The organism is Pseudomonas sp. 67(2021), from assembly GCF_017491835.1.
GTDB classification, from domain to species: Bacteria; Pseudomonadota; Gammaproteobacteria; order Pseudomonadales; family Pseudomonadaceae; genus Aquipseudomonas; species Aquipseudomonas atacamensis.
In genome coordinates this window covers 1-23,261 of sequence record NZ_JAFGYL010000009.1, presented here as the reverse complement: position 1 = coordinate 23,261, position 23,261 = coordinate 1, and the positions used below count along the sequence as shown (strand labels likewise).

General features: G+C 60.9%; 24 protein-coding genes. 10 read left to right on the top strand and 14 right to left on the bottom strand.

Annotation, left to right across the window (positions count from 1 at the left end; genetic code table 11):
* Positions 1–45: 45 nt before the first annotated feature.
* From J5M66_RS13320 to mreB, 4 genes are all read right to left on the bottom strand, one after another.
* The gene (locus tag J5M66_RS13320) at positions 46–642 is read right to left on the bottom strand and encodes a Maf family protein (RefSeq protein ID WP_207808510.1); all 597 of its coding nucleotides are present in this window, start codon (positions 640–642) and stop codon (positions 46–48) included.
* Between the two features lie 37 nt (positions 643–679).
* Entirely contained in the window at positions 680–1,171 is a 492-nt protein-coding gene (mreD, locus tag J5M66_RS13315) for a rod shape-determining protein MreD (RefSeq protein WP_024011608.1), read from the bottom strand.
* Positions 1,171–2,274, bottom strand: coding sequence for a rod shape-determining protein MreC (gene mreC / locus J5M66_RS13310; protein ID WP_076565845.1), 1,104 nt, complete (start codon positions 2,272–2,274; stop codon positions 1,171–1,173). The genes mreD and mreC overlap by 1 nt, the downstream gene beginning before the upstream one ends.
* 140 nt (positions 2,275–2,414) lie before the next feature.
* A complete protein-coding gene (mreB, locus tag J5M66_RS13305) occupies positions 2,415–3,452 on the bottom strand; it encodes a rod shape-determining protein MreB (RefSeq protein WP_002555108.1) in 1,038 nt (345 codons plus the stop codon).
* Between the two features lie 211 nt (positions 3,453–3,663).
* Between mreB and gatC the strand changes: the two genes are divergently transcribed.
* The 6 genes from gatC to J5M66_RS13275 all read left to right on the top strand — a co-directional run bounded on the left by gatC (position 3,664) and on the right by J5M66_RS13275 (position 8,950).
* The gene (gatC, locus tag J5M66_RS13300) at positions 3,664–3,951 is read left to right on the top strand and encodes an Asp-tRNA(Asn)/Glu-tRNA(Gln) amidotransferase subunit GatC (protein ID WP_024011606.1); all 288 of its coding nucleotides are present in this window, start codon (positions 3,664–3,666) and stop codon (positions 3,949–3,951) included.
* Between the two features lie 16 nt (positions 3,952–3,967).
* Complete coding sequence (gene gatA, locus J5M66_RS13295) at positions 3,968–5,419, top strand: Asp-tRNA(Asn)/Glu-tRNA(Gln) amidotransferase subunit GatA (protein WP_024011605.1); 1,452 nt, start codon at positions 3,968–3,970, stop codon at positions 5,417–5,419.
* Positions 5,420–5,429: 10 nt separating this feature from the next.
* Entirely contained in the window at positions 5,430–6,875 is a 1,446-nt protein-coding gene (gatB, locus tag J5M66_RS13290; protein WP_016771702.1) for an Asp-tRNA(Asn)/Glu-tRNA(Gln) amidotransferase subunit GatB, read from the top strand.
* Between the two features lie 218 nt (positions 6,876–7,093).
* On the top strand, positions 7,094–7,465 hold the full coding sequence (locus tag J5M66_RS13285; protein WP_024011604.1) for a septal ring lytic transglycosylase RlpA family protein: 372 nt from the start codon (positions 7,094–7,096) through the stop codon (positions 7,463–7,465).
* 31 nt (positions 7,466–7,496) lie between these two features.
* Complete coding sequence (locus J5M66_RS13280) at positions 7,497–8,573, top strand: calcium/sodium antiporter (RefSeq protein ID WP_207808525.1); 1,077 nt, start codon at positions 7,497–7,499, stop codon at positions 8,571–8,573.
* Positions 8,570–8,950, top strand: coding sequence for a carboxymuconolactone decarboxylase family protein (locus J5M66_RS13275; RefSeq protein ID WP_024011602.1), 381 nt, complete (start codon positions 8,570–8,572; stop codon positions 8,948–8,950). The genes J5M66_RS13280 and J5M66_RS13275 overlap by 4 nt, the downstream gene beginning before the upstream one ends.
* A gap of 100 nt (positions 8,951–9,050) precedes the next feature.
* Here J5M66_RS13275 and J5M66_RS13270 read toward each other — a convergent pair whose 3' ends face one another.
* The 5 genes from J5M66_RS13270 to kdgD form a co-directional block, all read right to left on the bottom strand.
* On the bottom strand, positions 9,051–9,992 hold the full coding sequence (locus tag J5M66_RS13270; RefSeq protein ID WP_016770674.1) for an AEC family transporter: 942 nt from the start codon (positions 9,990–9,992) through the stop codon (positions 9,051–9,053).
* A 284-nt stretch (positions 9,993–10,276) separates the two neighbouring features.
* Complete coding sequence (gene garD / locus J5M66_RS13265; protein ID WP_016771706.1) at positions 10,277–11,830, bottom strand: galactarate dehydratase; 1,554 nt, start codon at positions 11,828–11,830, stop codon at positions 10,277–10,279.
* An 11-nt stretch (positions 11,831–11,841) separates the two neighbouring features.
* Complete coding sequence (locus J5M66_RS13260; protein ID WP_041477964.1) at positions 11,842–13,203, bottom strand: MFS transporter; 1,362 nt, start codon at positions 13,201–13,203, stop codon at positions 11,842–11,844.
* A gap of 100 nt (positions 13,204–13,303) precedes the next feature.
* Complete coding sequence (locus J5M66_RS13255) at positions 13,304–14,749, bottom strand: aldehyde dehydrogenase family protein (protein WP_016771707.1); 1,446 nt, start codon at positions 14,747–14,749, stop codon at positions 13,304–13,306.
* Between the two features lie 71 nt (positions 14,750–14,820).
* Positions 14,821–15,732, bottom strand: a complete 912-nt coding sequence (gene kdgD, locus J5M66_RS13250) for a 5-dehydro-4-deoxyglucarate dehydratase (protein ID WP_016771708.1) — start codon at positions 15,730–15,732, stop codon at positions 14,821–14,823.
* Between the two features lie 298 nt (positions 15,733–16,030).
* On the opposite strand from kdgD, the gene J5M66_RS13245 reads away from it, so the two are divergent.
* Together J5M66_RS13245 and J5M66_RS13240 are read left to right on the top strand one after the other, a co-directional pair.
* Complete coding sequence (locus J5M66_RS13245) at positions 16,031–16,411, top strand: hypothetical protein (protein WP_016771709.1); 381 nt, start codon at positions 16,031–16,033, stop codon at positions 16,409–16,411.
* A gap of 192 nt (positions 16,412–16,603) precedes the next feature.
* Positions 16,604–16,951 carry a hypothetical protein gene (locus J5M66_RS13240; RefSeq protein ID WP_016771710.1) on the top strand — a complete coding sequence of 116 codons (348 nt, stop codon included), beginning with the start codon at positions 16,604–16,606 and terminating at the stop codon, positions 16,949–16,951.
* A 4-nt stretch (positions 16,952–16,955) separates the two neighbouring features.
* Here J5M66_RS13240 and J5M66_RS13235 read toward each other — a convergent pair whose 3' ends face one another.
* From J5M66_RS13235 to J5M66_RS13220, 4 genes are all read right to left on the bottom strand, one after another.
* Positions 16,956–17,702 (bottom strand): FadR/GntR family transcriptional regulator, encoded by a 747-nt coding sequence (locus J5M66_RS13235; protein WP_024011597.1) that lies wholly within the window; start codon positions 17,700–17,702, stop codon positions 16,956–16,958.
* Between the two features lie 186 nt (positions 17,703–17,888).
* Complete coding sequence (locus J5M66_RS13230; RefSeq protein ID WP_207808512.1) at positions 17,889–19,616, bottom strand: ABC transporter ATP-binding protein/permease; 1,728 nt, start codon at positions 19,614–19,616, stop codon at positions 17,889–17,891.
* A gap of 96 nt (positions 19,617–19,712) precedes the next feature.
* Positions 19,713–20,273 carry a response regulator transcription factor gene (locus J5M66_RS13225; RefSeq protein WP_003221630.1) on the bottom strand — a complete coding sequence of 187 codons (561 nt, stop codon included), beginning with the start codon at positions 20,271–20,273 and terminating at the stop codon, positions 19,713–19,715.
* A complete protein-coding gene (locus J5M66_RS13220) occupies positions 20,266–21,528 on the bottom strand; it encodes an ATP-binding protein (RefSeq protein WP_016771713.1) in 1,263 nt (420 codons plus the stop codon). Before J5M66_RS13220 ends, J5M66_RS13225 begins: the two co-directional genes overlap by 8 nt.
* Positions 21,529–21,585: 57 nt before the next feature.
* On the opposite strand from J5M66_RS13220, the gene J5M66_RS13215 reads away from it, so the two are divergent.
* On the top strand, positions 21,586–22,035 hold the full coding sequence (locus tag J5M66_RS13215) for a hypothetical protein (RefSeq protein ID WP_207817489.1): 450 nt from the start codon (positions 21,586–21,588) through the stop codon (positions 22,033–22,035).
* Positions 21,996–22,712 carry an SIMPL domain-containing protein gene (locus tag J5M66_RS13210; protein ID WP_137215511.1) on the top strand — a complete coding sequence of 239 codons (717 nt, stop codon included), beginning with the start codon at positions 21,996–21,998 and terminating at the stop codon, positions 22,710–22,712. The genes J5M66_RS13215 and J5M66_RS13210 overlap by 40 nt, the downstream gene beginning before the upstream one ends.
* A 169-nt stretch (positions 22,713–22,881) precedes the next feature.
* Here J5M66_RS13210 and J5M66_RS13205 read toward each other — a convergent pair whose 3' ends face one another.
* Positions 22,882–23,244, bottom strand: coding sequence for a DUF6124 family protein (locus J5M66_RS13205; protein WP_207808516.1), 363 nt, complete (start codon positions 23,242–23,244; stop codon positions 22,882–22,884).
* Positions 23,245–23,261: the final 17 nt, after the last annotated feature.

Sequence of the window (23,261 nt, the reverse complement as noted above, 5' to 3'; positions counted from 1 at the left end):
TCAGGCATGTTCACGATAGTGGCCGCATCTGGATTCGTACGACGCTCAGGGCGTGTTCAGGTTTTGCCAACAGGGTATGCCGAAATGGCCCAACACCTCGCAGGTTTCGCACAACGGCAAGCCGACCACCGCCGAGTAGCTGCCTTCGAGCCCGGCGACAAACACCGCGCCCAGGCCCTGAATGCCATAGCCGCCGGCCTTGTCGCGCGGTTCGCCACTGGCCCAGTAGGCGCCGGCCTCATCGCGGCTGATGCTGCGGAAACGCACGCGACTGCGCACCACCCGCGACTCGCAGCGCTCGCCTTCAAGCACGGCGATGGCGGTCAGCACTTCGTGTTCGTTGCCGGACAACATCATCAGCATGGCGCATGCGTCGGCTTCGTCCACCGGTTTGCCAAGTATTTTGCCGTCGAGCACCACTGCGGTGTCGGCGCCAAGCACGCAGAACGGCTGATCAGAGACGACCGAACGGCGACCGGCCTCAGCCTTGCCACGCGCAAGGCGTTCGACATAGGCCGAAGGGGATTCTTCAGGAAGCGGGGTTTCGTCGATGTCCGCGCTGATGGCGGAGAACCGCACGCCGATCTGCGTGAGCAATTCACGGCGACGCGGTGAGCCGGAGGCGAGGTAAAGCAGTTTCATCAAAACATCTCCCTGTTCAGTGCCCTGCTTCACCGGCTCAATAGATTCTGTAGCGTCGGCACATCCCGCGAAGGGCGAAGCTGACCCACGGCCAGAGCAAGGCACTGACCAGCGCCGGCAAGACCAAAGCCAGGGTTGGCTGACGGTTGCCAGTCAGAGCGCTGAGCCACAGTTGCGCCAATTGTGCGAGGCCGAAGATCACCAGGATCACCAGGCACTGCTGCCACATCGGGAACATGCGCAGACGCTGCTGCAACGACAACACGAGGAAAGTAATCAGGGTCAGGATCAGCGCGTTCTGCCCGAGCAGGTCGCCCTGCAGGACATCTTCGGCCAGTCCCAGACAGAACGCCGTCACCATGCCGACCGTGTGCGGCATGTACAGCGCCCAGAAGGTCACGAGCAAGGCCAGCCACAGCGGGCGAAGGATTTCCATGAAGATCGGCAACGGCGATACGCTGAGCAGGATACCGACGAAGAACGTCAGCCAGATCATCCAGCCGTTTCCGGATTTTTTCGCGCCGACCATTATTCTCGTCCCCCGGTAGTCGCTGGCGGTTTCGCCGGTGGTTTGCTCGCGGCCGGCGGTTTGGCAGCGGCCGGAGCGGCAGCGGGCGGCTTGCTCGCGGCGGGCTTGGCCGGCGTGGTGGCAGGCGCCGCTGCTTCAGCGGCCGGCGCTGCGGTAGCGGTCGACGGCGTGGCAGGCATGATCAACGGTTTCGGCACGCTGGCCGGCAACATCGGGCCGCCGCCGTGGGCATCGAGCTGTTCCTGCGCCTGGGCCGCGTCATTGGCGCGTTCCTCGGCAGTGCGGCTGTCGCTGAACACCAGCAGCAGGTAGCGGCTGCGATTCAGGGCGGCAGTCGGCACGGCGCGGACAATGGCAAACGGTTGGCCGGAGTCGTGGATGACCTCTTTTACCGTGGCCACCGGATAACCGGCCGGGAATCGCTGGCCGAGACCGGAGCTGACCAGCAGATCGCCTTCCTTGATGTCGGCTGTGTCGGCGACATGACGCAATTCCAGGCGCTCCGGGTTACCGGTGCCGCTGGCAATCGCGCGCAGACCGTTACGGTTCACCTGCACCGGAATGCTATGAGTGGTGTCGGTCAGCAGCAGAACGCGCGAGGTGTACGGCATCAATTCGACCACCTGGCCCATCAGCCCGCGCGCATCAAGCACCGGTTGACCGAGCACCACGCCGTCGCGCTCACCTTTGTTGATGATGATGCGATGGGTGAAGGGGTTGGGGTCCATGCCGATCAACTCGGCCACTTCGACCTTTTCATTGACCAGTGCGGAGGAATTGAGCAACTCGCGCAGCCGAACGTTCTGCTCGGTCAGGGCCGCGAGCTTTTGCATGCGCCCCTGCAACAGCAGGTTTTCGGTCTTGAGTTTTTCGTTTTCGGCGACGAGCTCGGTGCGGCTGCCGAACTGACTGGCGACCCCTTCCCACAAGCGGCCGGGCAGGTCAGTGATCCAGTAGGCATCCATGAGCACCAGCGACGCTTGCTTGCGCGCGGGCTTGAGCAGGTCGAAACGTGCATCGACCACCATCAGTGCGACCGCGAGCACGGCCAGCACCAACAGGCGCACGCCCAACGAAGGGCCTTTGGTGAAAAGCGGTTTAATAAGCCGCTCCTCCCAGGCAAATGTTCTGTTTATTCATACGGCATCAAACCGGCCTGGATGAAGACTGACAGAAGATAAACGCCAACAGGCAGCACTGCAAAGTGCTGCCTGTGCGTTCACCCACGTATTGCATTCGAAGCTTATTCGCTCGAAAGCAGATCCATGGTGTGCTTATCCATCATTTCCAGCGCACGGCCACCGCCGCGAGCAACGCAAGTCAGCGGATCTTCGGCAACGATCACCGGCAGACCGGTTTCCTGAGCCAGCAACTTGTCGAGGTCACGCAGCAGCGCGCCACCACCGGTCAGCACCAGGCCACGCTCGGCGATGTCGGAAGCCAGTTCCGGCGGCGATTGCTCCAGCGCGCTTTTCACCGCCTGAACGATGGTTGCCAGCGACTCTTGCAGAGCCTCGAGCACTTCGTTGGAGTTCAGGGTGAATGCGCGTGGAACGCCTTCGGCCAGGTTGCGACCGCGAACATCGACTTCGCGCACTTCGCCGCCCGGGTAGGCCGTACCGATTTCCTGCTTGATGCGCTCAGCGGTGGATTCACCGATCAGGCTGCCGTAGTTGCGGCGCACGTAGGTGATGATCGCTTCGTCGAAACGGTCGCCACCGACACGTACGGATTCGGCGTAAACCACACCGTTCAGGGAGATCAAGGCGATCTCGGTGGTACCACCACCGATGTCCACGACCATCGAACCGCGCGCTTCTTCAACCGGCAGACCGGCACCGATCGCAGCAGCCATCGGCTCTTCGATCAGGAACACTTCACGGGCACCGGCGCCAAGGGCCGATTCACGGATGGCGCGACGCTCAACCTGGGTGGACTTGCATGGAACGCAGATCAGCACACGAGGGCTGGGCTGCAGGAAACTGTTTTCGTGAACCTTGTTGATAAAGTACTGCAGCATCTTTTCGCAGACGCTGAAGTCGGCGATCACACCGTCCTTCATCGGACGAATGGCAGCAATGTTGCCCGGCGTACGGCCGAGCATGCGCTTGGCCTCGGTGCCGACAGCGACGACACTTTTCTGGTTACCGTGTGTCCGAATGGCCACAACCGATGGCTCATTCAGGACGATACCGCGCTCGCGCACGTAAATAAGGGTGTTGGCAGTGCCCAGGTCAATGGAAAGATCGCTGGAAAACATGCCACGCAGTTTCTTGAACATGGGAAAGGGACCCTAGGCAACGCGTGGGTAAAAAAGTGCGGCAAACTCTAACAACGACAGGGATTTTGGGCAAGGCGCCAATATGTTAAATTGGCCGCTTTTCTGTGCACCAAGCCCCACAATCGCGGCCTTATGACCGTAGAAGTGCGGTAGTGTTCCGACAATCTAACACACGGACGCCGTCCGTTCTGTTTTCCACTGGAGAATCCCGATGGCGCTAGAACGCTCCGACGTGGAAAAAATCGCGCATCTGGCCTGCCTTGGCCTCAACGATGCCGATCTTCCGCACATTACTTCCGCCCTCAACAGCATTCTCGGGCTGGTCGACGAAATGCAGGCCGTTGATACCGACGGTATCGAGCCGCTGGCCCACCCCCTGGAAGCCAGTCAGCGCCTGCGCGCCGACGTGGTGACCGAGACGAATAATCGCGAGGCCTACCAGTCCATCGCACCAGCGGTCGAAAACGGCCTGTATCTGGTTCCAAAAGTCATCGACTAAAGGGAAAGAGCCTGCAATGCATCAAATGACTCTGGCCGAGATCGCCCGCGGTCTCGCCGATAAAAAGTTTTCCTCCGAAGAGCTGACCAAAGTCCTGCTGGCGCGTATTACCCAGCTCGATCCGCAGCTCAACAGTTTCATCAGCCTCACCGAGGATCTGGCCATCGAGCAGGCGAAAGCCGCCGATGCACGCCGGGCCAACGGTGAGAGCGGCGCCCTGCTCGGCGCGCCGATCGCCCACAAGGATCTGTTCTGCACCCAGGGCATCCGCACCAGCTGCGGCTCGAAGATGCTCGACAACTTCAAAGCCCCGTATGACGCCACTGTCGTTGCGAAACTGGCCGCTGCCGGCGCCGTGACCCTGGGCAAGACCAACATGGACGAATTCGCCATGGGTTCGGCCAACGAGTCGAGCTGGTACGGCGCAGTGAAAAATCCGTGGAATCTGGAACACGTACCGGGTGGTTCGTCCGGTGGTTCGGCGGCGGCAGTTGCCGCTCGTTTGTTGCCAGCGGCCACGGCCACTGACACCGGCGGTTCGATCCGTCAGCCGGCGGCGTTCACCAACCTCACCGGCCTGAAGCCGACCTACGGTCGCGTTTCGCGCTGGGGCATGATTGCCTACGCTTCCAGCCTCGATCAGGGCGGCCCGTTGGCGCGCACGGCCGAAGACTGCGCGATCCTGCTGCAAGGCATGGCCGGCTTCGACCCGAACGATTCCACCAGCATCGATGAGCCGGTTCCGGATTACTCCGCCAGCCTCGGCGAGTCGCTGCAAGGCCTGCGCATCGGCGTGCCGAAGGAATACTTCAGCGCCGGTCTTGACCCGCGCATTGCCGAGCTGATCCAGAACAGCATCCAGCAGTTGCAGAAGCTCGGTGCGGTGATCAAGGAAATCAGCCTGCCGAACATGCAGCATGCGATTCCTGCGTACTACGTGATCGCCCCGGCAGAAGCGTCTTCCAACCTGTCGCGTTTCGACGGCGTGCGTTTCGGCCATCGCTGCGAGAACCCGGAAAACCTCATCGACCTGTACAAGCGCTCCCGTGGCGAAGGCTTCGGCGCGGAAGTGCAGCGCCGGATCATGGTCGGTGCCTACGCGCTGTCCGCCGGTTACTACGATGCCTACTACCTGAAAGCGCAGAAGATTCGTCGTCTGGTGAAGAACGATTTCATGGCTGCCTTTAATGAAGTCGACATCATCCTCGGCCCGACCACGCCGAACCCGGCGTGGAAACTCGGCGCGAAGAACAGCGACCCGGTCGCTGCCTATCTGGAAGACGTCTACACCATCACCGCCAACCTCGCGGGCCTGCCGGGCCTGTCGATGCCGGCCGGTTTTGTCGACGGTCTACCGGTGGGCGTGCAGTTGCTCGCGCCGTACTTCCAGGAAGGCCGTTTGCTCAACGTTGCGCACCAGTATCAGCTCAACACTGACTGGCACACCCGCACCCCAACCGGCTTCTGAGGAGACACACATGCAATGGGAAGTCGTGATCGGGCTGGAGATTCACACTCAGCTCACCACCAGGTCGAAAATCTTTTCCGGTAGTTCCACCACCTTCGGTTCCGAGCCGAACACCCAGGCCAGCCTGATCGACCTAGGCATGCCCGGCGTGCTGCCGGTGCTCAACCAGGAAGCGGTGCGCATGGCGGTGATGTTCGGTCTGGCGATTGACGCCGAGATCGGCCAGCACAACGTGTTCGCCCGCAAGAACTACTTCTACCCGGATCTGCCGAAGGGCTACCAGATCAGCCAGATGGAATTGCCGATCGTTGGCAAAGGCCACCTGGACATCGCCCTCGAGGATGGCACGGTCAAACGCGTCGGCATCACCCGCGCGCACCTTGAAGAAGACGCCGGCAAGAGCCTGCACGAAGAATTCAACGGTGCCACCGGCATCGACCTGAACCGTGCCGGCACGCCGCTGCTGGAAATCGTCTCCGAGCCGGACATGCGCAGCGCCAAGGAAGCCGTGGCTTACGTCAAAGCGATCCACGCGCTGGTGCGCTACCTGGGCATCTGCGACGGCAACATGGCCGAAGGCTCGCTGCGTTGCGACTGCAACGTCTCGGTACGGCCGAAAGGCCAGGTCGAGTTCGGCACTCGCTGCGAGATCAAGAACGTCAACTCGTTCCGCTTCATCGAGAAGGCAATCAACTCCGAGATCCAGCGTCAGATCGAACTGATCGAGGACGGCGGCAAAGTGATCCAGCAGACCCGCCTCTACGATCCGAACAAGGACGAGACCCGTCCGATGCGTTCGAAAGAGGAAGCCAACGACTACCGTTACTTCCCCGATCCGGACCTGCTGCCGGTGGTCATCGAAGAGTCGTTCCTCGGTGAAGTGCGTGCCACCCTGCCGGAACTGCCACCGCAAAAGCGCGAGCGCTTCCAGAGCCAGTTCGGTCTGTCGGCCTACGACGCCAACGTGCTGGCCACCAGCCGTGAACAGGCGGATTACTTCGAGAAAGTCGCGGCCATCGGTGGCGACGCGAAACTGGCGGCGAACTGGGTGATGGTCGAGTTGGGCAGCCTGCTCAACAAGCAGGGCCTGGACATCGAAGACTCGCCAGTCTCCGCCGAGCAACTGGGCGGCATGCTGCAGCGCATCAAGGACAACACCATCTCCGGCAAGATCGCCAAGGTGGTGTTCGAAGCGATGGCCAACGGCGAAGGCAGTGCTGACGAGATCATCGAGAAGCGCGGCCTCAAGCAAGTCACCGACACCGGCGCGATCTCCGCCGTGCTCGATGAAATGCTCGCGGCCAACGCCGAACAGGTCGAACAGTACCGCGCGGCAGACGAAGCCAAACGCGGCAAGATGTTCGGCTTCTTCGTCGGCCAGGCCATGAAAGCCTCGAAAGGCAAGGCCAACCCGCAGCAGGTGAACGAACTGCTGAAAAGCAAGCTCGAAGGCTGACCACCAATGGAGCCAGATCCAAAGCCTGGCTCCATTCCCTGTGGAAGGGACCTGAGGCGAGGGGATTTATCCCCGTTGGGCCGCGAAGCGGCCCCAATTGCTGAGCTTGATTTGCACCAGATAAACCGAGTTCTCAGTTTTGGGACTGCTGCGCAGTCCAACGGGGATAAATCCCCTCGCCACAGGTCACTCCTACATTTGATCCGGGATACCTTTGAATGAAGCGTCTGTTGCTGAGCAGCGCCCTGCTCTCTCTGCTGGCCGGTTGCGCCAGTACCGACACCATCGACCCGCACGGTTACGACCAGACCGGCGTGGCCTCCTACTATGGAGCCAAACATCACGGTAAGCGCACCGCCAGCGGCGAAGCGTTCAACCAGCATTCCCTGACCGCCGCCCACCGCCAGCTGCCGTTCGGCACGCGAGTGAAGGTCACCAACCTGAAAAATGATGAATCAGTCGTGGTCCGCATCAATGACCGTGGCCCGCACACCCGTGGCCGGCTGATCGATCTGTCGCGCGAGGCCGCCGATGAAATCGGCATGCTGCGCAGCGGCACCGCACGGGTTCGCGTGCAGGCCCTGGACTGATGGAGCGCCGACCATTTTCGGACTAGCCGATCTGCCGCTGATCAACGTCATCGAATTGCTCAGCGGCCTGGTTCTTTTGCTCATCGGCGCCGAGCTGATGGTGCGCGCCGCCGTGCGTCTGGCCGAGCGCCTGCATGTGCGTCCGCTGATCATCGGCCTGACCATCGTCGCCCTCGGCAGCAGCGCCCCGCAAATGGCCGTGAGCCTGCAAGCGGCGCTGACCGACAACCCGGACATCGCCGTCGGCAGCGTGGTCGGCAGCGGCATCTTCAACATCCTCGTAACCCTTGGCCTCTCTGCACTGATCATCCCGCTGCGCGTATCGCGGCAACTGGTGCGTCTGGATATCCCGTTGATGATCGGCGCCAGCCTGCTGGTATTCATCCTCGCCTGGAATAAAGACCTCGGGCGTTTCGACGGTGTCCTGCTGCTCGGCGCGTTGGCGCTGTACCTCGGCTTGCTGTTGCGTCAGTCGCGACATTCGACGCGACCTCATACACAGCGACCCACCGAAACGCAGCAATCCTGGCTGATCAGTGTGCTGATGATTCTCGCTGGCCTGGCCATGCTGGTGTTCGCCGGGCGTTTGCTGCTCGGCGCCGCCGTGGTCGTGGCCACCGACCTGGGCCTGTCCGAACGGGTCATCGGCCTGACCGTGGTCGCGGTCGGCACCTCGCTGCCGGAACTGGCGACTTCGCTGATCGCGGCGTTGCGCGGGCAGCGCGACATTGCCGTGGGCAACGTGATCGGCGCCAACCTGTTCAACCTGCTCGGGGTGCTCGGCCTGACCGCCCTACTCGCACCGACGCCGCTTTCCGTTTCCCCGAATGCGCTGGATTTCGACTTGCCGGTGATGCTCGGCGTTGCGGCGCTGTGCTTGCCGGTGTTCTATTCCGGCTATCGCGTGACCCGGGCCGAAGGCTTGCTGCTGCTCGGTTTGTATCTGGTCTACGGGCTGCATGTGGTGTCGTTCACCACCGGCATGCCGCTGGCCGGCAAACTCGAGCGCTTGATGCTGTTTTATGTCCTGCCGGCGCTGCTGACGTTTCTGCTGTTCACGTCGATCCGCGCCTGGCGTCGCCAACACCACAAGAGAGATGTGCCATGAGCGAGTCGAAGCAGTCCGGGGTTGAAATCCGTCGTCAGGTCATGGGCGATGCGTTCGTTGATCGCGCCCTGGGCAACGCCACCGAGTTCACCCAGCCGTTGCAGGATTTCGTCAATGAACACGCCTGGGGCGGGGTGTGGAATCGTGAGGGGCTGCCGCTGAAAACCCGCAGCCTGATCACCCTCGCCGCACTGACCGCGTTGAAGTGTCCGCAGGAGTTGAAAGGCCATGTGCGCGGTGCGCTGAACAACGGCTGCACGGTGGAAGAGATCCGCGAAGCGCTGCTGCATTGCGCGGTGTATGCCGGCGTGCCGGCGGCGATCGATGCGTTTCGCGCGGCGCAGGAAGTGATCGACAGCTACCAGAAACCGCAGTGACCGCCTTCGCGAGCAGGCTCGCTCCCACATTTGCAATGCGTTTCCCTGTGGGAGCGAGCCTGCTCGCGAAGAGGCCCTGCCAGACACCGCAAATCCTTGATCAGATCCACCCACCCCACTGCAACACAAAGATCCCGACATTGGTGGTAATCGCCGCCATCAACGTGGTCATCACGATAATCGCCGCTGCCAGCTCATGATTGCCCTGCGCCGCCCGGGCCATGACGAAACTTGCCGCCGCCGTCGGGCTGCCAAAGTAGAGAAACAGAATCCCCAGCTCCGCCCCGCGAAAGCCCCACAACCACGCGCCCACGGTTGCCAGTAACGGCAGACCGACCATCTTCACCAGGCTGGAGCTGAGCGCCATCTTGCCGCTCTTGCGCAGAGCCGCCAGTGACAGCGTGCCGCCGATACAGATCAGCGCCAGCGGCAGCGTGGTCTGCGCCAGGTACTGGCCGGAGGTTTCGAGCCAACCCGGCAAACCGATCTTGAAATAAGCGAACGGCGCTGCCGAAATCACGCTGATGATCAGCGGGTTGCTGAACACGCTTTTGCAGATGCTCCAAGGATCGGACTTGATCACCGGGCTGTACACCGCCAGCACGATGGTCGACAACGTGTTGTAGAACAGGATCACCAGCGCCGCGAGAATCGCCCCGAGGGAAATGCCGTAATCGCCGTACATGCTTGCCGCGAGTGCCAGGCCGATCACGCCGTTGTTGCCGCGAAACGCGCCCTGGGTGTAGATGCCGCGATCTTCCCGCGGACATTTGAAAATCGCCCAGCCCCAGGCCACGGCGAAACTCACCAGGGTCGCGAGGGAAAAGTAGATGAGGAGCGAGGGTTGCAGTGCGGCGTGCAGGTCGGCGTGGAGGATGCCGAGGAACAGCAGCGCCGGCATGGTCACGTTGAACACCAGCGACGAGGCGGTGTGGATGAAGTTGTCGTTGATCCAGTCGATGCGCTTGAGCAGCACACCGAGAAACAGCATGGCAAACACCGGCGCGGTGATGTTCAGGGTTTCAAGAAAGATTGCCAGCATGCCGGAGAGCCTTGGGTGAGCGTCGATAGGGGGCTAATGATAAGCCACTTTCACCCTGATCGTTCCCACGCTCTGCGTGGGAATGCAGCCCCAGGGCGCTCTGCGTCCCAAAGCGTGACGCGGAGCATCACATGAAGCATTCCCACGCAGAGCGTGGGAACGATCACAGGCACCGCAAGTTCTTCGGCGTCTGGCAGATCGCTTTCGCGAGCAGGCTCGCTCCCACATTTGCAATGCATATCCCTGTGGGAGCGAGCCTGCTCGCGAAGAACGATGACGCGGTCTCAGGTAATCGGCGCCGGGTTGAACAAGGTGATGTCGTTATGCAGCTTGTGCTTCTCCGCCCAGGTCTGTTGCTTGCCACTGGCAACATCCAGGTAATAGTGAAACAACTCCCAGCCCAGTTCTTCGATGGTCGCGCGCCCGGTGGCAATGCGTCCGGCATCGATGTCGATCAGATCCGGCCAGCGCTGCGCCAGTTCAGTCCGCGTCGATACCTTGACCACCGGCGCCATGGCTAGCCCATAAGGCGTGCCGCGACCGGTGGTGAACACGTGCAGGTTCATCCCCGCCGCCAGTTGCAGCGTCCCGCAGACAAAATCGCTGGCCGGCGTCGCGCAGAAAATCAGGCCCTTGTGCTTGAAGCGCTCGCCCGGGCCGAGCACGCCATTGATCGCGCTGCTGCCGGACTTGACGATCGAGCCCAGGGACTTCTCGACAATGTTCGACAACCCGCCCTTCTTGTTGCCCGGCGTGGTGTTGGCGCTGCGATCGGCTTCGCCCTTGGCCAGGTAACGGTCGTACCAGTCCATCTCGCGCACCAGCTCTTCGGCGACGGTTTGCGTTTGCGCCCGCGACGTCAGCAGGTAGATCGCATCGCGCACTTCGGTGACTTCGGAAAACATCACCGTCGCCCCCGCACGCAACAGCAAGTCCGAGGCATAACCCAGCGCCGGGTTGGCGGTGATGCCGGAGAACGCGTCGCTGCCGCCGCACTGCATACCGAGAATCAGCTCGGAGGCCGGCACGGTTTCGCGGCGGCGCTGGTCGAGTTTCTTCAAGCGCACTTCGGCCAGTTCCATGATCTGTTCGATCATTTCGGTAAAGCCGTGACTGGAATCCTGCAAGCGGTACAGCCACGGATCGCTGAGATCCACCGAGGCATCGTCCTCGTGCATCACCTGCCCGGCCTGCAATTTCTCGCAGCCCAGACCGATCACCAGCGCCTCGCCGCCCAGGTTCGGGTTGCGTGCCAGATTGCGCACGGTACGAATCGGGATGTAGGCATCGGTCGCGGTAATCGCCACACCGCAGCCATAACTGTGGGTCAGCGCCACCACGTCATCGACGTGCGGGTACTTCGGCAGCAGCTCTTCCTTGATGCGCTTGACCGCGTGATCGAGCACGCCGGTGACGCACTGCACGGTGGTGGTGATGCCGAGAATGTTGCGCGTGCCGACGGTGCCGTCGGCGTTGCGATAACCCTCGAACGTGAAGCCTTCCAGCGGTGCCTGCGCATCCGGCACATCGGTGGACAGCGGCAAGCTGTCCAGCGGCGGCGCGGTGGGCATGCGCAGTTGATCTTCCTTGACCCAACTGCCGCGACGGATCGGCTGCAAGGCGTAGCCGATGATCTGCCCATAACGAATCACCGGGCCGCCTTCGGGAATATCCTCCAGAGTGACCTTGTGGCTCTGCGGCACGAAATCCAGGGTGACCAGGCCGTCGGCGAACTCGGTACCGGCCGGTACGCCCTGATCGTTGACCACCACTACAACGTTGTCCCGCTCGTGCAGGCGGATGTAGCGCGGCGAGTCGGAATGTTCAATCAACTGCATGACGCCGCTCCTCAGGAATGCGCTTGAGACAAATTGCCGGTGGCTTCATTGCCGCCCTTGGCTGGCGGCTCTTTCAGGACCACACGCTTGATCGGGCCGACGATCACCAGATAGCTGAACACCGCGACCAGTGCGTTGGCGCCGACAAACACCAGCGCCCACTTGAACGAGCCGGTGGAGCTGATGATGTAGCCGATCACGATCGGCGTGGTGATCGAAGCGATGTTGCCGAAGGTGTTGAACAGGCCACCGCTCAGACCGGCGATCTGTTTCGGCGAAGTGTCGGAAACCACCGCCCAGCCCAGTGCGCCAACGCCTTTGCCGAAGAATGCCAGCGCCATGAAGCCCACCACCATCCATTCCACGTCAACATAGTTGCACGCGACGATGCTGCTCGACACCAGCAGACCGGCGATGATCGGCGCCTTGCGAGCGAAAGTCAGCGAATGGCCCTTGCGCAGCAGGTAGTCGGAAATCACCCCGCCGAGCACGCCGCCGATAAAGCCGCAGATGGCCGGCAACGAAGCGATGAAACCGGCCTTGAGAATGGTCATGCCACGCTCTTGCACCAGATACACCGGGAACCAGGTCAGGAAGAAATAAGTGATGCCGTTGATGCAGTACTGGCCCAGATACACGCCCAGCATCATGCGGTTGGTCAGCAGCTGACGGATGTAATCCCACTTCGGACCGTCGGACTTCTTGCCCTTCTGATCCATGTCGACCATGCCGCCGTTGTCAGCGATGTGCTTGAACTCGGCCTCGTTGACCCGTGGGTGTTCGCGCGGGCTGTAGATGACTTTCAGCCACACCAGCGAGAACACGATACCGAGGATACCCATGACGATGAACACGTGCTCCCAGCCGAAGCTGTAGACGATCCAGCCCATCAACGGCGCGAACAGCACGGTGGCAAAGTATTGCGCCGAGTTGAAGATCGCCGAAGCGGTGCCGCGTTCAGCGGTCGGAAACCACGCCGCCACGATGCGCGCGTTGCCGGGGAACGATGGCGCTTCCGCCAGGCCCACGAGGAAACGCAGCATGAACAGCGCAACCACTGCCGTGGACATGCCGAATTCACCGACGAAGCCTTGCAGCACGGTGAACAGCGACCAGGTGAAAATGCTCAGGGCATAGACTTTTTTCGAGCCGAAGCGATCGAGCAGCCAGCCACCGGGAATTTGCCCGGCGACGTAGGCCCAACCGAATGCGGAGAAGATGTAGCCGAGGGTGACGGCGTCAATGCCAAGGTCCTTTTGCAGGCTGGAGCCGGCAATGGCGATCGTGGCACGGTCGGCGTAATTGATCGTGGTCACCAGAAACAGCATGAGCAGGATCAAATAGCGGACGTGAGTCGGCTTGGAGGATTGCATGCAGATGTACTCCCACTGATTATTTTTATGCGGGTAAAACATTCTTTGGTCTTGTGCCGCGCAGGGCCTCAGGCGATGGCCCGGCGCGGGTGCAGCGGGGTTACGATCCGATGTAACTGGTCTTCACGACCGTGTAGAACTCTTGTGCATAGCGGCCCTGCTCACGGGAGCCGTAGGACGAGCCTTTACGCCCGCCGAACGGTACGTGGTAATCCACACCGGCGGTCGGCAGATTGACCATCACCATCCCGGCCTGGGAGTGGCGCTTGAAGTGGTTGGCGTACTTCAGCGAGGTGGTGGCGATGCCGGCCGACAAGCCGAATTCGGTGTCGTTGGCCATTGCCAGCGCAGCTTCGTAATCGGCCACACGAACAATGTTGGCCACCGGGCCGAAAATTTCTTCGCGGCTGATGCGCATCGACGCTTCGCTGTCGGCAAACAGGGTTGGCGCGAGGAAGTAGCCCTCGGTGTCGCAAGTCACCACACCACCGCCGCTGACCAGACGTGCACCTTCGGACTGGCCGATGTCGATGTACTTCATGTCCTGTTCAAGCTGCGCCTGGGAAACCACCGGACCTATGTCGGTGCCGGCTTTCAGCGCGTGGCCGACCTTGATCGACTTCATGCGCTCGGCCATCGCTTCAACGAACTTGTCGTGAATGCCGGCGGTGACGATCAGACGGCTCGACGCTGTGCAGCGCTGGCCGGTGGAGTAGAACGCGCTCTGCACCGACAGCTCGACCGCTTGCTTGAGGTCGGCGTCGTCGAGAATGATCTGCGGGTTCTTGCCGCCCATTTCCAGCTGCACCTTGGCCTGGCGCGAAACGCAGTTGACCGCGATCTGACGACCCACGCCCACCGAACCGGTGAAGCTGATGCCGTCGACTTTCGGGCTGTTGACCAACGCCTCGCCAACCACGCGACCGCTGCCCATTACCAGGTTGAACACACCGGCCGGGAAGCCCGCGCGGGAAATGATTTCCGCCAGCGCCCAGGCGCAGCCCGGCACCAGATCGGCAGGTTTGAGCACAACGCAGTTGCCGTAGGCCAAGGCCGGAGCAATTTTCCACGCCGGGATGGCGATCGGGAAGTTCCACGGGGTGATCAGACCGACCACGCCCAGCGCTTCACGGGTGACTTCGACGTTGACGCCCGGGCGTACCGACGGCACATAGTCACCGGACAGTCGCAGGCATTCGCCGGCGAAGAACTTGAAAATATTGCCGGCGCGGGTCACTTCACCGATCGCTTCGGGCAGGGTCTTGCCCTCTTCACGGGCCAACAGCGTGCCGAGCTCTTCGCGACGGGCGAGAATTTCCGTGCCGACTTTATCCAGCGAATCGTGACGGGCCTGAATGCCCGAAGTGGAATACGCCGGGAACGCAGCGCGAGCAGCGTCGATGGCGGCGTTGACCTGGGTCAGGTCAGCCTTGGCGTAGTCGCCGATGGTGTCGCTGAGTTCGGACGGGTTGATGTTGGCCGAGTAATCGGCACCGGCGACCCATTCGCCATTGATGTAGTTGTCGTAGCGTTTTGCAGTTGTCACAGGGCAGCCCTCAACTCTAAAAGCCTTCACGCAAAAAGCCGCTGATTGCTCAGCGGCCTCGCTTTTCTCGTTTATTGCGCGCCTTGCTTGTCGATCAGCGCGGCGAGCATTTCGTACTCTTCGCCGGTCAGGTCGGTCAGCGGCGCACGCACCGGACCTGCGTCATAGCCGGCGATTTTTGCACCTGCCTTGACGATGCTCACGGCGTAACCGGCCTTGCGGTTGCGGATGTCCAGGTACGGCAGGAAGAAGTCGTCGATGATCTTGCCGACGGTGGCGTGATCTTCGCGAGCGATCGCGTGGTAGAAGTCCATCGCGGTTTTCGGGATGAAGTTGAACACCGCCGAGGAGTAGACCGGCACGCCCAACGCCTTGTAGGCAGCGGCGTAGACTTCGGCGGTCGGCAAACCACCCAGGTAGCTGAACCGATCACCGAGGCGGCGACGGATCGACACCATCAACTCGATATCGCCCAGGCCATCCTTGTAGCCGATCAGGTTCGGGCAGCGCTCGGCCAGACGTTCCAGCAGCGGCGCGTTGAGGCGGCAAACGTTGCGGTTGTAGACGACCACGCCGATCTTCACCGATTTGCACACGGCCTCAACGTGGGCGGCAACACCGTCCTGGCTCGCTTCGGTCAGGTAGTGCGGCAGCAGCAGCAGGCCTTTGGCGCCCAGACGCTCGGCTTCCTGAGCGTATTCGATGGCCTGGCGGGTCGAACCACCGACGCCGGCGAGGATCGGCACGCTGGTTGCGCAGGTGTCGACGGCAGTCTTGATGATTTCCGAGTATTCGCTGGCGGCCAGGGAGAAGAACTCACCGGTGCCGCCGGCGGCGAACAGAGCCGAAGCGCCATACGGAGCCAGCCATTCCAGGCGTTTGATGTAGCCCGCGCGATTGAAATCGCCTTGCGCGTTGAAATCGGTCACCGGGAAAGACAGCAGGCCGGCAGAGAGGATGGACTTCAGTTCTTGTGGATTCATTATTCGAACACCCTGGTAGCAACGTTTTATTGTGAGTGGACCGTTCAGCCTTCGCCGAAGTTGTAGGTCATCGTACAACTTAAAAAATAACCGTCAACTGCATTTCATCGTTGGCAGGGCTTTTTTGTCCGACAAAATCGCTGTCTATGCTTCTGGAAATCGCGGGAAGGCCCGTCCTTGAAGCATTTTCTCGCGGAAATATCTGGTCTGGATTCGTTTAATTCTGAGAGGACCAGCGGCTCGTAAAGTACGTCGACTGCCACGAAGGATCGTGGCGGACCACTCAAAGGAAGCCGCTATGTCGATGCATTTTGCCGCCCCCACCCTCACCCATGCCGCCCCGGCTCAAGACGGCTGCGTGACACTTCAGCTCTCGCAATTGCCGGACATCCTCACCGTGCAGGTGCCGGATTCCAGCGATTTCGAGGCGAACTGGAGCGTCTACGCGATCCTCGGCAGCGATGGAGAAGAACCCCAATGGGAAGGTGATGAGGTGGACGCTGGCGCTTGGGACGACGCCGAGGATGAAATGGAGAAGCTGTTCGACATCGAGGTGCAACTGCCGAAAGAGGCGCTTCAACCGTACCTGAACCGCGAGGTGGAGCTGCGTTACAAGTTCCGCGATGAGTCGAGTATGGAGCCGTATTCTCAACCACTGAGGATGCGAATTGAACCCTGACTCTATTGACGCGCCACGTCATGGACGGTCAGACGCAACCCAGCGGCAGGTCGACCGTTCGTCCGTACTGGTAGTTCTTACAGGTGTCAGCCGATCAATTCTTGCCCCTAATGGTGACGTAGGTGATGAGTCCCCTAACTATGCCGTGATTCGAGTCATGGCTTAATCATTTTTTAAAAAAGGAATTCAGAGATGGCTTCAACCGAATCGGAAGAACACCCTTACTATCCTACATTTAGAGAGGCTTATCGCATTGGGGAGAGCAGTCTAATCCTTGACACTACCAAGCTCGAAGGCCCTGCCCACGGCATCGTGCCCTGGAATCCTGCATACAAGGTTGGCGATAAGATCACTTTTGAGCTGTTTCAAATAACCCCTTGGATTTCCTCCATCTTTGTGACTGAAGAAAATCGTGAAAAGGAATTCGTCTTTCCGATTGAGAAAGAAAAGTTCGACTTCACGCCCTCAAGATTCTGGTGTTACTTAAATGATGGTCCCTTCCCGGTTCCTCCAATAAATTTGCACGTCATCCTGGAATAATGAGCTAACCCTGCGCCTGCGCCTCTTCATGGGCCTGGCGCAGTCTCTCACGGCTATTGGTCAGGTGCAGGCGCATCGCCGCACGCGCAGCATCGGAATCCTGACGGGCAATCGCGTCGTAGATTTCCTCGTGCTCGCGGCTCAGGCGGCCCATGTAGTGCTGCTGGTCATCATGAGCCAAACGCGCCGAGTTCAGCCGGGTACGCGGAATGATGCTGGTGCCCAGGTGCGTCATGATGTCGGTGAAGTAGCGGTTGCCGGTGGACAGGGCGATTTCCAGGTGGAAAGCGAAGTCCGACGACACCGCATCGCTGGCATGCGAGGCGCTTTCGTTCAAGGCGTCGAGGGCGGCGCGCATGGTTGCCAGTTGCTCGGGGCTGCGGCGCTGCGCGGCGAGGCCGGCGGATTCGACTTCGAGGCTGATGCGCAATTCGAGAATCGCCAGCACGTCACGCAGGGTGACCACGGTGGCCGGATCGATACGGAAACCGCTCGGGCTTGGCGTATCGAGAACAAAGGTGCCAATGCCGTGGCGGGTTTCCACCTGACCGGCGGCCTGCAGACGGGAAATCGCCTCGCGGACCACGGTGCGGCTGACACCATGGGCTTCCATGATCGCCGACTCGGTGGGCAATTTGTCGCCACGCTTGAGCAGGCCATCACGGATCTGCTCGCTCAACACCGTCACCAATTCCTGGGCGAGGCTGCGGCGCTTGCGGGGGAGGCGCGGGGTGTCGATCAGCTTTTCCATGGTTTGCATCTTGTCTCGAAAGTTCGGCTTGGCGCCATCATAGCTCAAGCGAGTTGTACGATCACCGGGCAGATCACATTACCCCACTGTGGGAGCGAGCCTGCTCGCGAAAGCGGTGGTTCAGACGACAGATTCGTCGACCAAGATGGCCCCTTCGCGAGCAGGCTCGCTCCCACAGGTGAGTGTTCAGACAGTTATGGCCTGTTCGACCAGACGACCGCTATCGATCCGCACATGCCGTGGATGGAATCGTTTCAAACTGCTTCGGTGACCGACGCTGACAATGCTCAACCCCGGAATCTGATCAATCAGCGCCTGATACAGCGTCGCCTCGTCTTCTTCATCCATCGCCGAAGTAGCCTCGTCCATGTACAGCCATTGCGGTGCGTAAAGGAGCGCGCGGGCGAAGGCCAGGCGTTGTTGCTCGCCCGGTGAAAGCATGCGCTGCCAGTGATTGGCTTCCTCCAGCCGCCCAACCAAGTGCGGCAGACGACAGGTTTCCAGCACCTGTGCATAACGCTCCGGCGCGTAGGTATCGCCCGGCTGTGGATAACTCAGCGCTTCACGCAATGTGCCGATCGGCAGATAAGGCTTCTGCGGCAGGAACAGATAACGCGCCGCCGGCAAACGAATATTGCCGTGCCCCGCCGGCCACAAATGCCCCATCGCCCGCAGCAGTGTTGACTTGCCGCTGCCGGAACGGCCGCTGAGCATCACGCGCTCACCCGGCTCAACGGTCATGTCGGCGTCGGTCAGCAGGTGACGACCATCGGCCAGATCCAGGCCGAGGTTGTGCACCTGCAAGTCGCTGCCCTGATTCTGCACGTCGATGGCCGGGGTGCGTTGTTCGTTGTCGCTCATGGCCTGACGGAAACTCAGCAGACGATCACAGGTGGCGCGCCAAGCGGCCAAGTCCGAATACGCAGTGATGAACCAGCTGAAATTCTCCTGCACGTTGCCGAACGCCGAGTTGATTTGCATCAGCTCGCCCAGTTCGATCTTGCCGGACAGATAGCGCGGCGCGGCGACGACAAACGGGAAAATGATTGCGATCTGACCGTAACCGGAGGTGAAGAACGTCAGGCGCTTGGACACGCGCATGATGTCCCAGAAATTGTGCCAGACCAGCCCGAAGCGGTTGCTCAGGCGGCGGTTCTCATTCGGTTCGCCGTTGTACAAGGCGATGCTTTCCGCGTTCTCACGCACGCGGACCATGGAAAAACGCAGGTCTGCTTCGAAGCGTTGTTGCTTGTTGTTCAGACCGATCAGACGGCGACCGATCAAATGCGTCAGCCAACTGCCGACCGCTGCATACAACAGCGCACACCAGAACATGTAGCCGGGAATTTCGATGCCGAACACTTCGATACTGCCCGACACGCCCCACAGAATGATCGAGAACGACACCAGACTGACAATCGTGCGCAGCAGCCCGAGGCCCAGGCTCAGGGTGTTGGCGGTGTAAGTGTTGAGGTCTTCGGAAATCCGCTGGTCGGGGTTATCGGTATAACCGCCCTGCTCCAGCTGATAGTAATTCTTGTGGTCTAGCCAGCGCTTGAAGTGCTTTTCGGTAAGCCACGCCCGCCAGCGGATCGTCAGCATCTGCGTCAGATACAAGCGATACACCGCGCCGAGAATCGCCACAGCGGCAATACCGCAGAAGTACAGGATCAACTGCCAGAACGCCGCCTCATCCTTTTTCTGCAAGGCGTTGTAGAAATCCTTGTACCAACTGTTCAGCCACACCGCGATCCATACGCTGAACAACGTCAGCGCGATCACGGCAATCAGCAACGTCCAGGCCTTGCCCTTCTCTTCGCTGCGCCAGTAAGGCGTGGTCATCGCCCAGACTTTGCGAAAAAACTGCCCGCGCACAGCATCGTTGACCGCGGAATATTCAGCGTTCTGATTCATGGATAAGGCTCGATAGTAAAAAGAACGGACACGCGCCGATCATAGATGATCGGCGCGTTTTATCGCGAGGGCTGGCGATAGTCGTTCAGCGCAGGTTCAGCGACGAACCGGACGCTTCTGCAATTTGCGCTGCAAGGTGCGGCGGTGCATGCCCAGCGCGCGGGCCGTGGCGGAAATGTTGCCTTCGTGCTCGGTGAGCACGCGCTGGATGTGCTCCCATTGCAGACGATCGACCGACATCGGGTTTTCCGGCACCAGACTGTCGAGGTCGGCATGCTCGGACAGCAGCGCGGCCAGCACGTCGTCGGCATCAGCGGGTTTGCACAGGTAGTTGCAGGCGCCACGCTTGATCGCCTCCACCGCTGTGGCAATGCTCGAATAACCGGTGAGGATCACCACGCGCATTTCCGGATCGAGCTCCAGCAGCTTGGGCAGCAGGACCAGACCGGAATCGCCGTCCATTTTCAGGTCCAGCGCGGCGTAATCAGGCAGATCGGCCTGGGCGATGGTCAGGCCTTCTTCCGCAGAACCGGCAGTGCTGACGCGAAAGCCGCGGCGGGCCATGGCGCGGGCCATGACGCGGGTGAAGGTCGCGTCGTCGTCGACCAGCAGCAGATGCGGCAGTTCTTCGCCTTCGACTTGGATTTCGTCACTCATGTTGGTCTCCTCGGGCGCCGTGGGGCAGGCGCAGCTCGGTGAGCGTGCCGCCTTCCTCATGACTATAGAGTTTCACTGAGCCGCCGGCGCGTGTCACGCTGGCCTTGCTCAAAAACAGGCCCAGGCCGAAACCTTTGCCCTTGGTGGTAAAAAACGGTTTGCCGATCTGCTCGGCGATGGCCAGCGGCACACCGGCGCCGTGGTCGCGAATGCTGATGGTCAAAGTCTCTGCGTCCCAGTCCAGCGTCACCTGGAGATTTTCCGGGCAGGCGTCGGCTGCGTTGTTGAGCAGATTCAGCAAAGCCTGGGTCAGATCCGGCGGCGGCGCCATGCGCGGCACCGCACCCTGGCCGAGACGCTGGAAGCGGTAACTGGCTTCCGGGCGCATCAGGTGCCAACGGTTCAACGCCTCGTCGAGCCAGTCGGTGACGTCCTGCATCTCCACCGCCAGACGCCGGTTGGCCTCGGCGGCGCGGACCAGTTGCTGCAAGGTTTCCTTGCACAGCTTGACCTGATCCTGCAGCACTTTCAGATCGTCCTGCAGCAACGCATCGGGGTGATCCTGCTGCATTTCCTTGAGCAGCACGCTCATGGTCGCCAGCGGTGTGCCCAATTCATGCGCAGCACCGGCGGCCTGGGTCGCGACGGCGAGCAACTGCTGATCACGCAGCCCCTCCTCCCGGCGAATCGCGCGCAACTCTTCCTGCCGGCGCAACTCTTCAGCCATCCGCGCGGCGAAGAACGTGATGACCGCAGCAGCCAGGGCAAAGCTCAGCCACATGCCGTAGATCTGCAGATTCTCACGGGCGACCGGCAGGGTTTCCAGCGGATAGAAACGCGTCAGCATCAGCGTGTACAGCGCCAGCGCGATACCGGACAGAATCACCGAATAACGCCACGGCAAGGTCACCGCCGCGATGGTCAGCGGCACCAGATAATAAGAAACGAAGGGGTTGGTCGAACCGCCGGAGAAATACAGCAGCGCACTGTGGATCACCAGATCGCAGGCCAGTTGCAGCGCGTATTCGAGCTCGGTCACCGGCCACGATGTGCGCAGACGCACGGCAGTGAACACGCAGAGCAGAATCGAGCAGCCCAGGGTCATCGCCAATTGCACCCACGGCAACGGCAACAATTGCAGCCAGTAGGCCAGGCCCACGGACCCGGCCTGCGCGGCGAGCACCAGGGTGCGGATGAAAGTCAGCCGCCAGAGGTTCTGGCGAGTGGCGGAAGTCAGTTGTACGGGGGCGAGCATGAGCTCTCCTGATGAGCGCTCCAGGCGGATCGCACGGAGTATAACCAAGGCGCGGGCATGAGAGGCGAAAGTGCGGCAAACGACCACAGGAGAGCAGCTGCAAGTTGCAAGCTTCAAGCGGCAAGCAAGATCAAAAGCAAGAGCAAGAGCTGCGGCGCTTTTGATGTAGCTTGCAGCTTGATGCTGAAGCTTGAAAGGAAGGCAGCTGCAAGTTGCAAGCTTCAAGCGGCAAGCAAGATCAAAAGCAAGAGCAAGAGCTGCGGCGCTTTTGATGTAGCTTGCAGCTTGATGCTGAAGCTTGAAAGGAAGGCAGCTGCAAGTTGCAAGCTTCAAGCGGCAAGCAAGATCAAAAGCGCCGCAGTTCTTGCTCTTGCCTTTACTTGCAGCTTGAAGCTTGCAACTTGCAGCTGCTTTATAGAGTCTGATGGTTCACGCAGCGCCCTCTGCGCCTCATTCAAGGAGCCTTCATGCACACATTTCGCCGCAGCGCCGCCCTCCTCGCCCTGACCGTCGGCAGCGTCGCCAGCCTCCCGGCCCTCGCCGCCGATGAGCTGCACTACAACCAGATTTCCCTGCGCGCCGAAGTCAGCCAGGAAGTGGCCCGCGACCAGATGATCGTGACGCTCTATACCGAAGAGCAGAACACCGACCCGGCCAAACTCGCCGCCGCCATCAGCACCACCATGAACAAGGCCACCGCCCAGGCCAAACAAGTCAAAGACATCACCTTGCGCACGGGCAGCCGCAACAGCTATCCGATCTACGACACCAAAGGCCAGAAGATCACTGGCTGGCGCGAACGCGCCGAACTGCGCCTGGAAAGCACCGACTTCGCCGCCCTGTCCAAACTCACCGGCGAGTTGCTGACCGAGCTGAAAATGGGCGGCATGGACTTCGCCATCGCCGACCCGACCCGCAAGGCCAGCGAAGACCAGTTGCTCAAAGAAGCGGTCACCGCCTTCAAGACCCGCGCCCAACTGGCCACCGATGCACTCGGCGGCAAGGGCTACAAAATCGTCAACCTGAACCTCAACAGCAACGGTTATCCACAACCGTACCTGCGCGCGCCGATGATGATGAAAGCCGCGGCCATGGATTCCGCGCCGGTGACGCCTGAAGTTGAAGCCGGCACCAGCCAGGTCAGCATGACCGCCGATGGCTCGATTGAAGTGTTGATGCAGTGATTTGAGCTTGGCTGAATGAAAGACCGGCAATCAGTAAATGGTTGCCGGTTTTTTTGTGTCCGGGTTTTGTAGTGAATGATCCACCGCTTTCGCGAGCAGGCTCGCTCCCACAGGTTGAACGCATTTGAATGTGGGAGCGAGCCTGCTCGCGAAGAACGATAACGCGATCTCAAGCGTGCGGATCAACCCGATCCAGCGCCCGATTCACCGCCAGCTCCGCCAGCATGATGATCTGCTGAATCGCCAGCGCTGTATTGCGCTGCGGACGACCGAGCTGATCGGCGAAATCGCTGGCCAGCGTATTGGCTGAAGCAAGGGATTCACAGGCGTGAGCCAGCAGGCTTTCGGTGTCGATGTCGGGCCGGATCAGAAATATCGTGCTGGGCGGATGGGGTTTGCCGGGTGGCGGGCAGAGATAGAAATCGAGGGCACGCTTGATGGCTTCGCGGTTCTTCGCGAGATCGTCGGCGCGCAGCGCGGCTTCAAGGGGGGTTGAGGTTTCTTCGGGTGGGTCGGGGACTGGTTTGGTCATGCGCTTCACCTATGAGG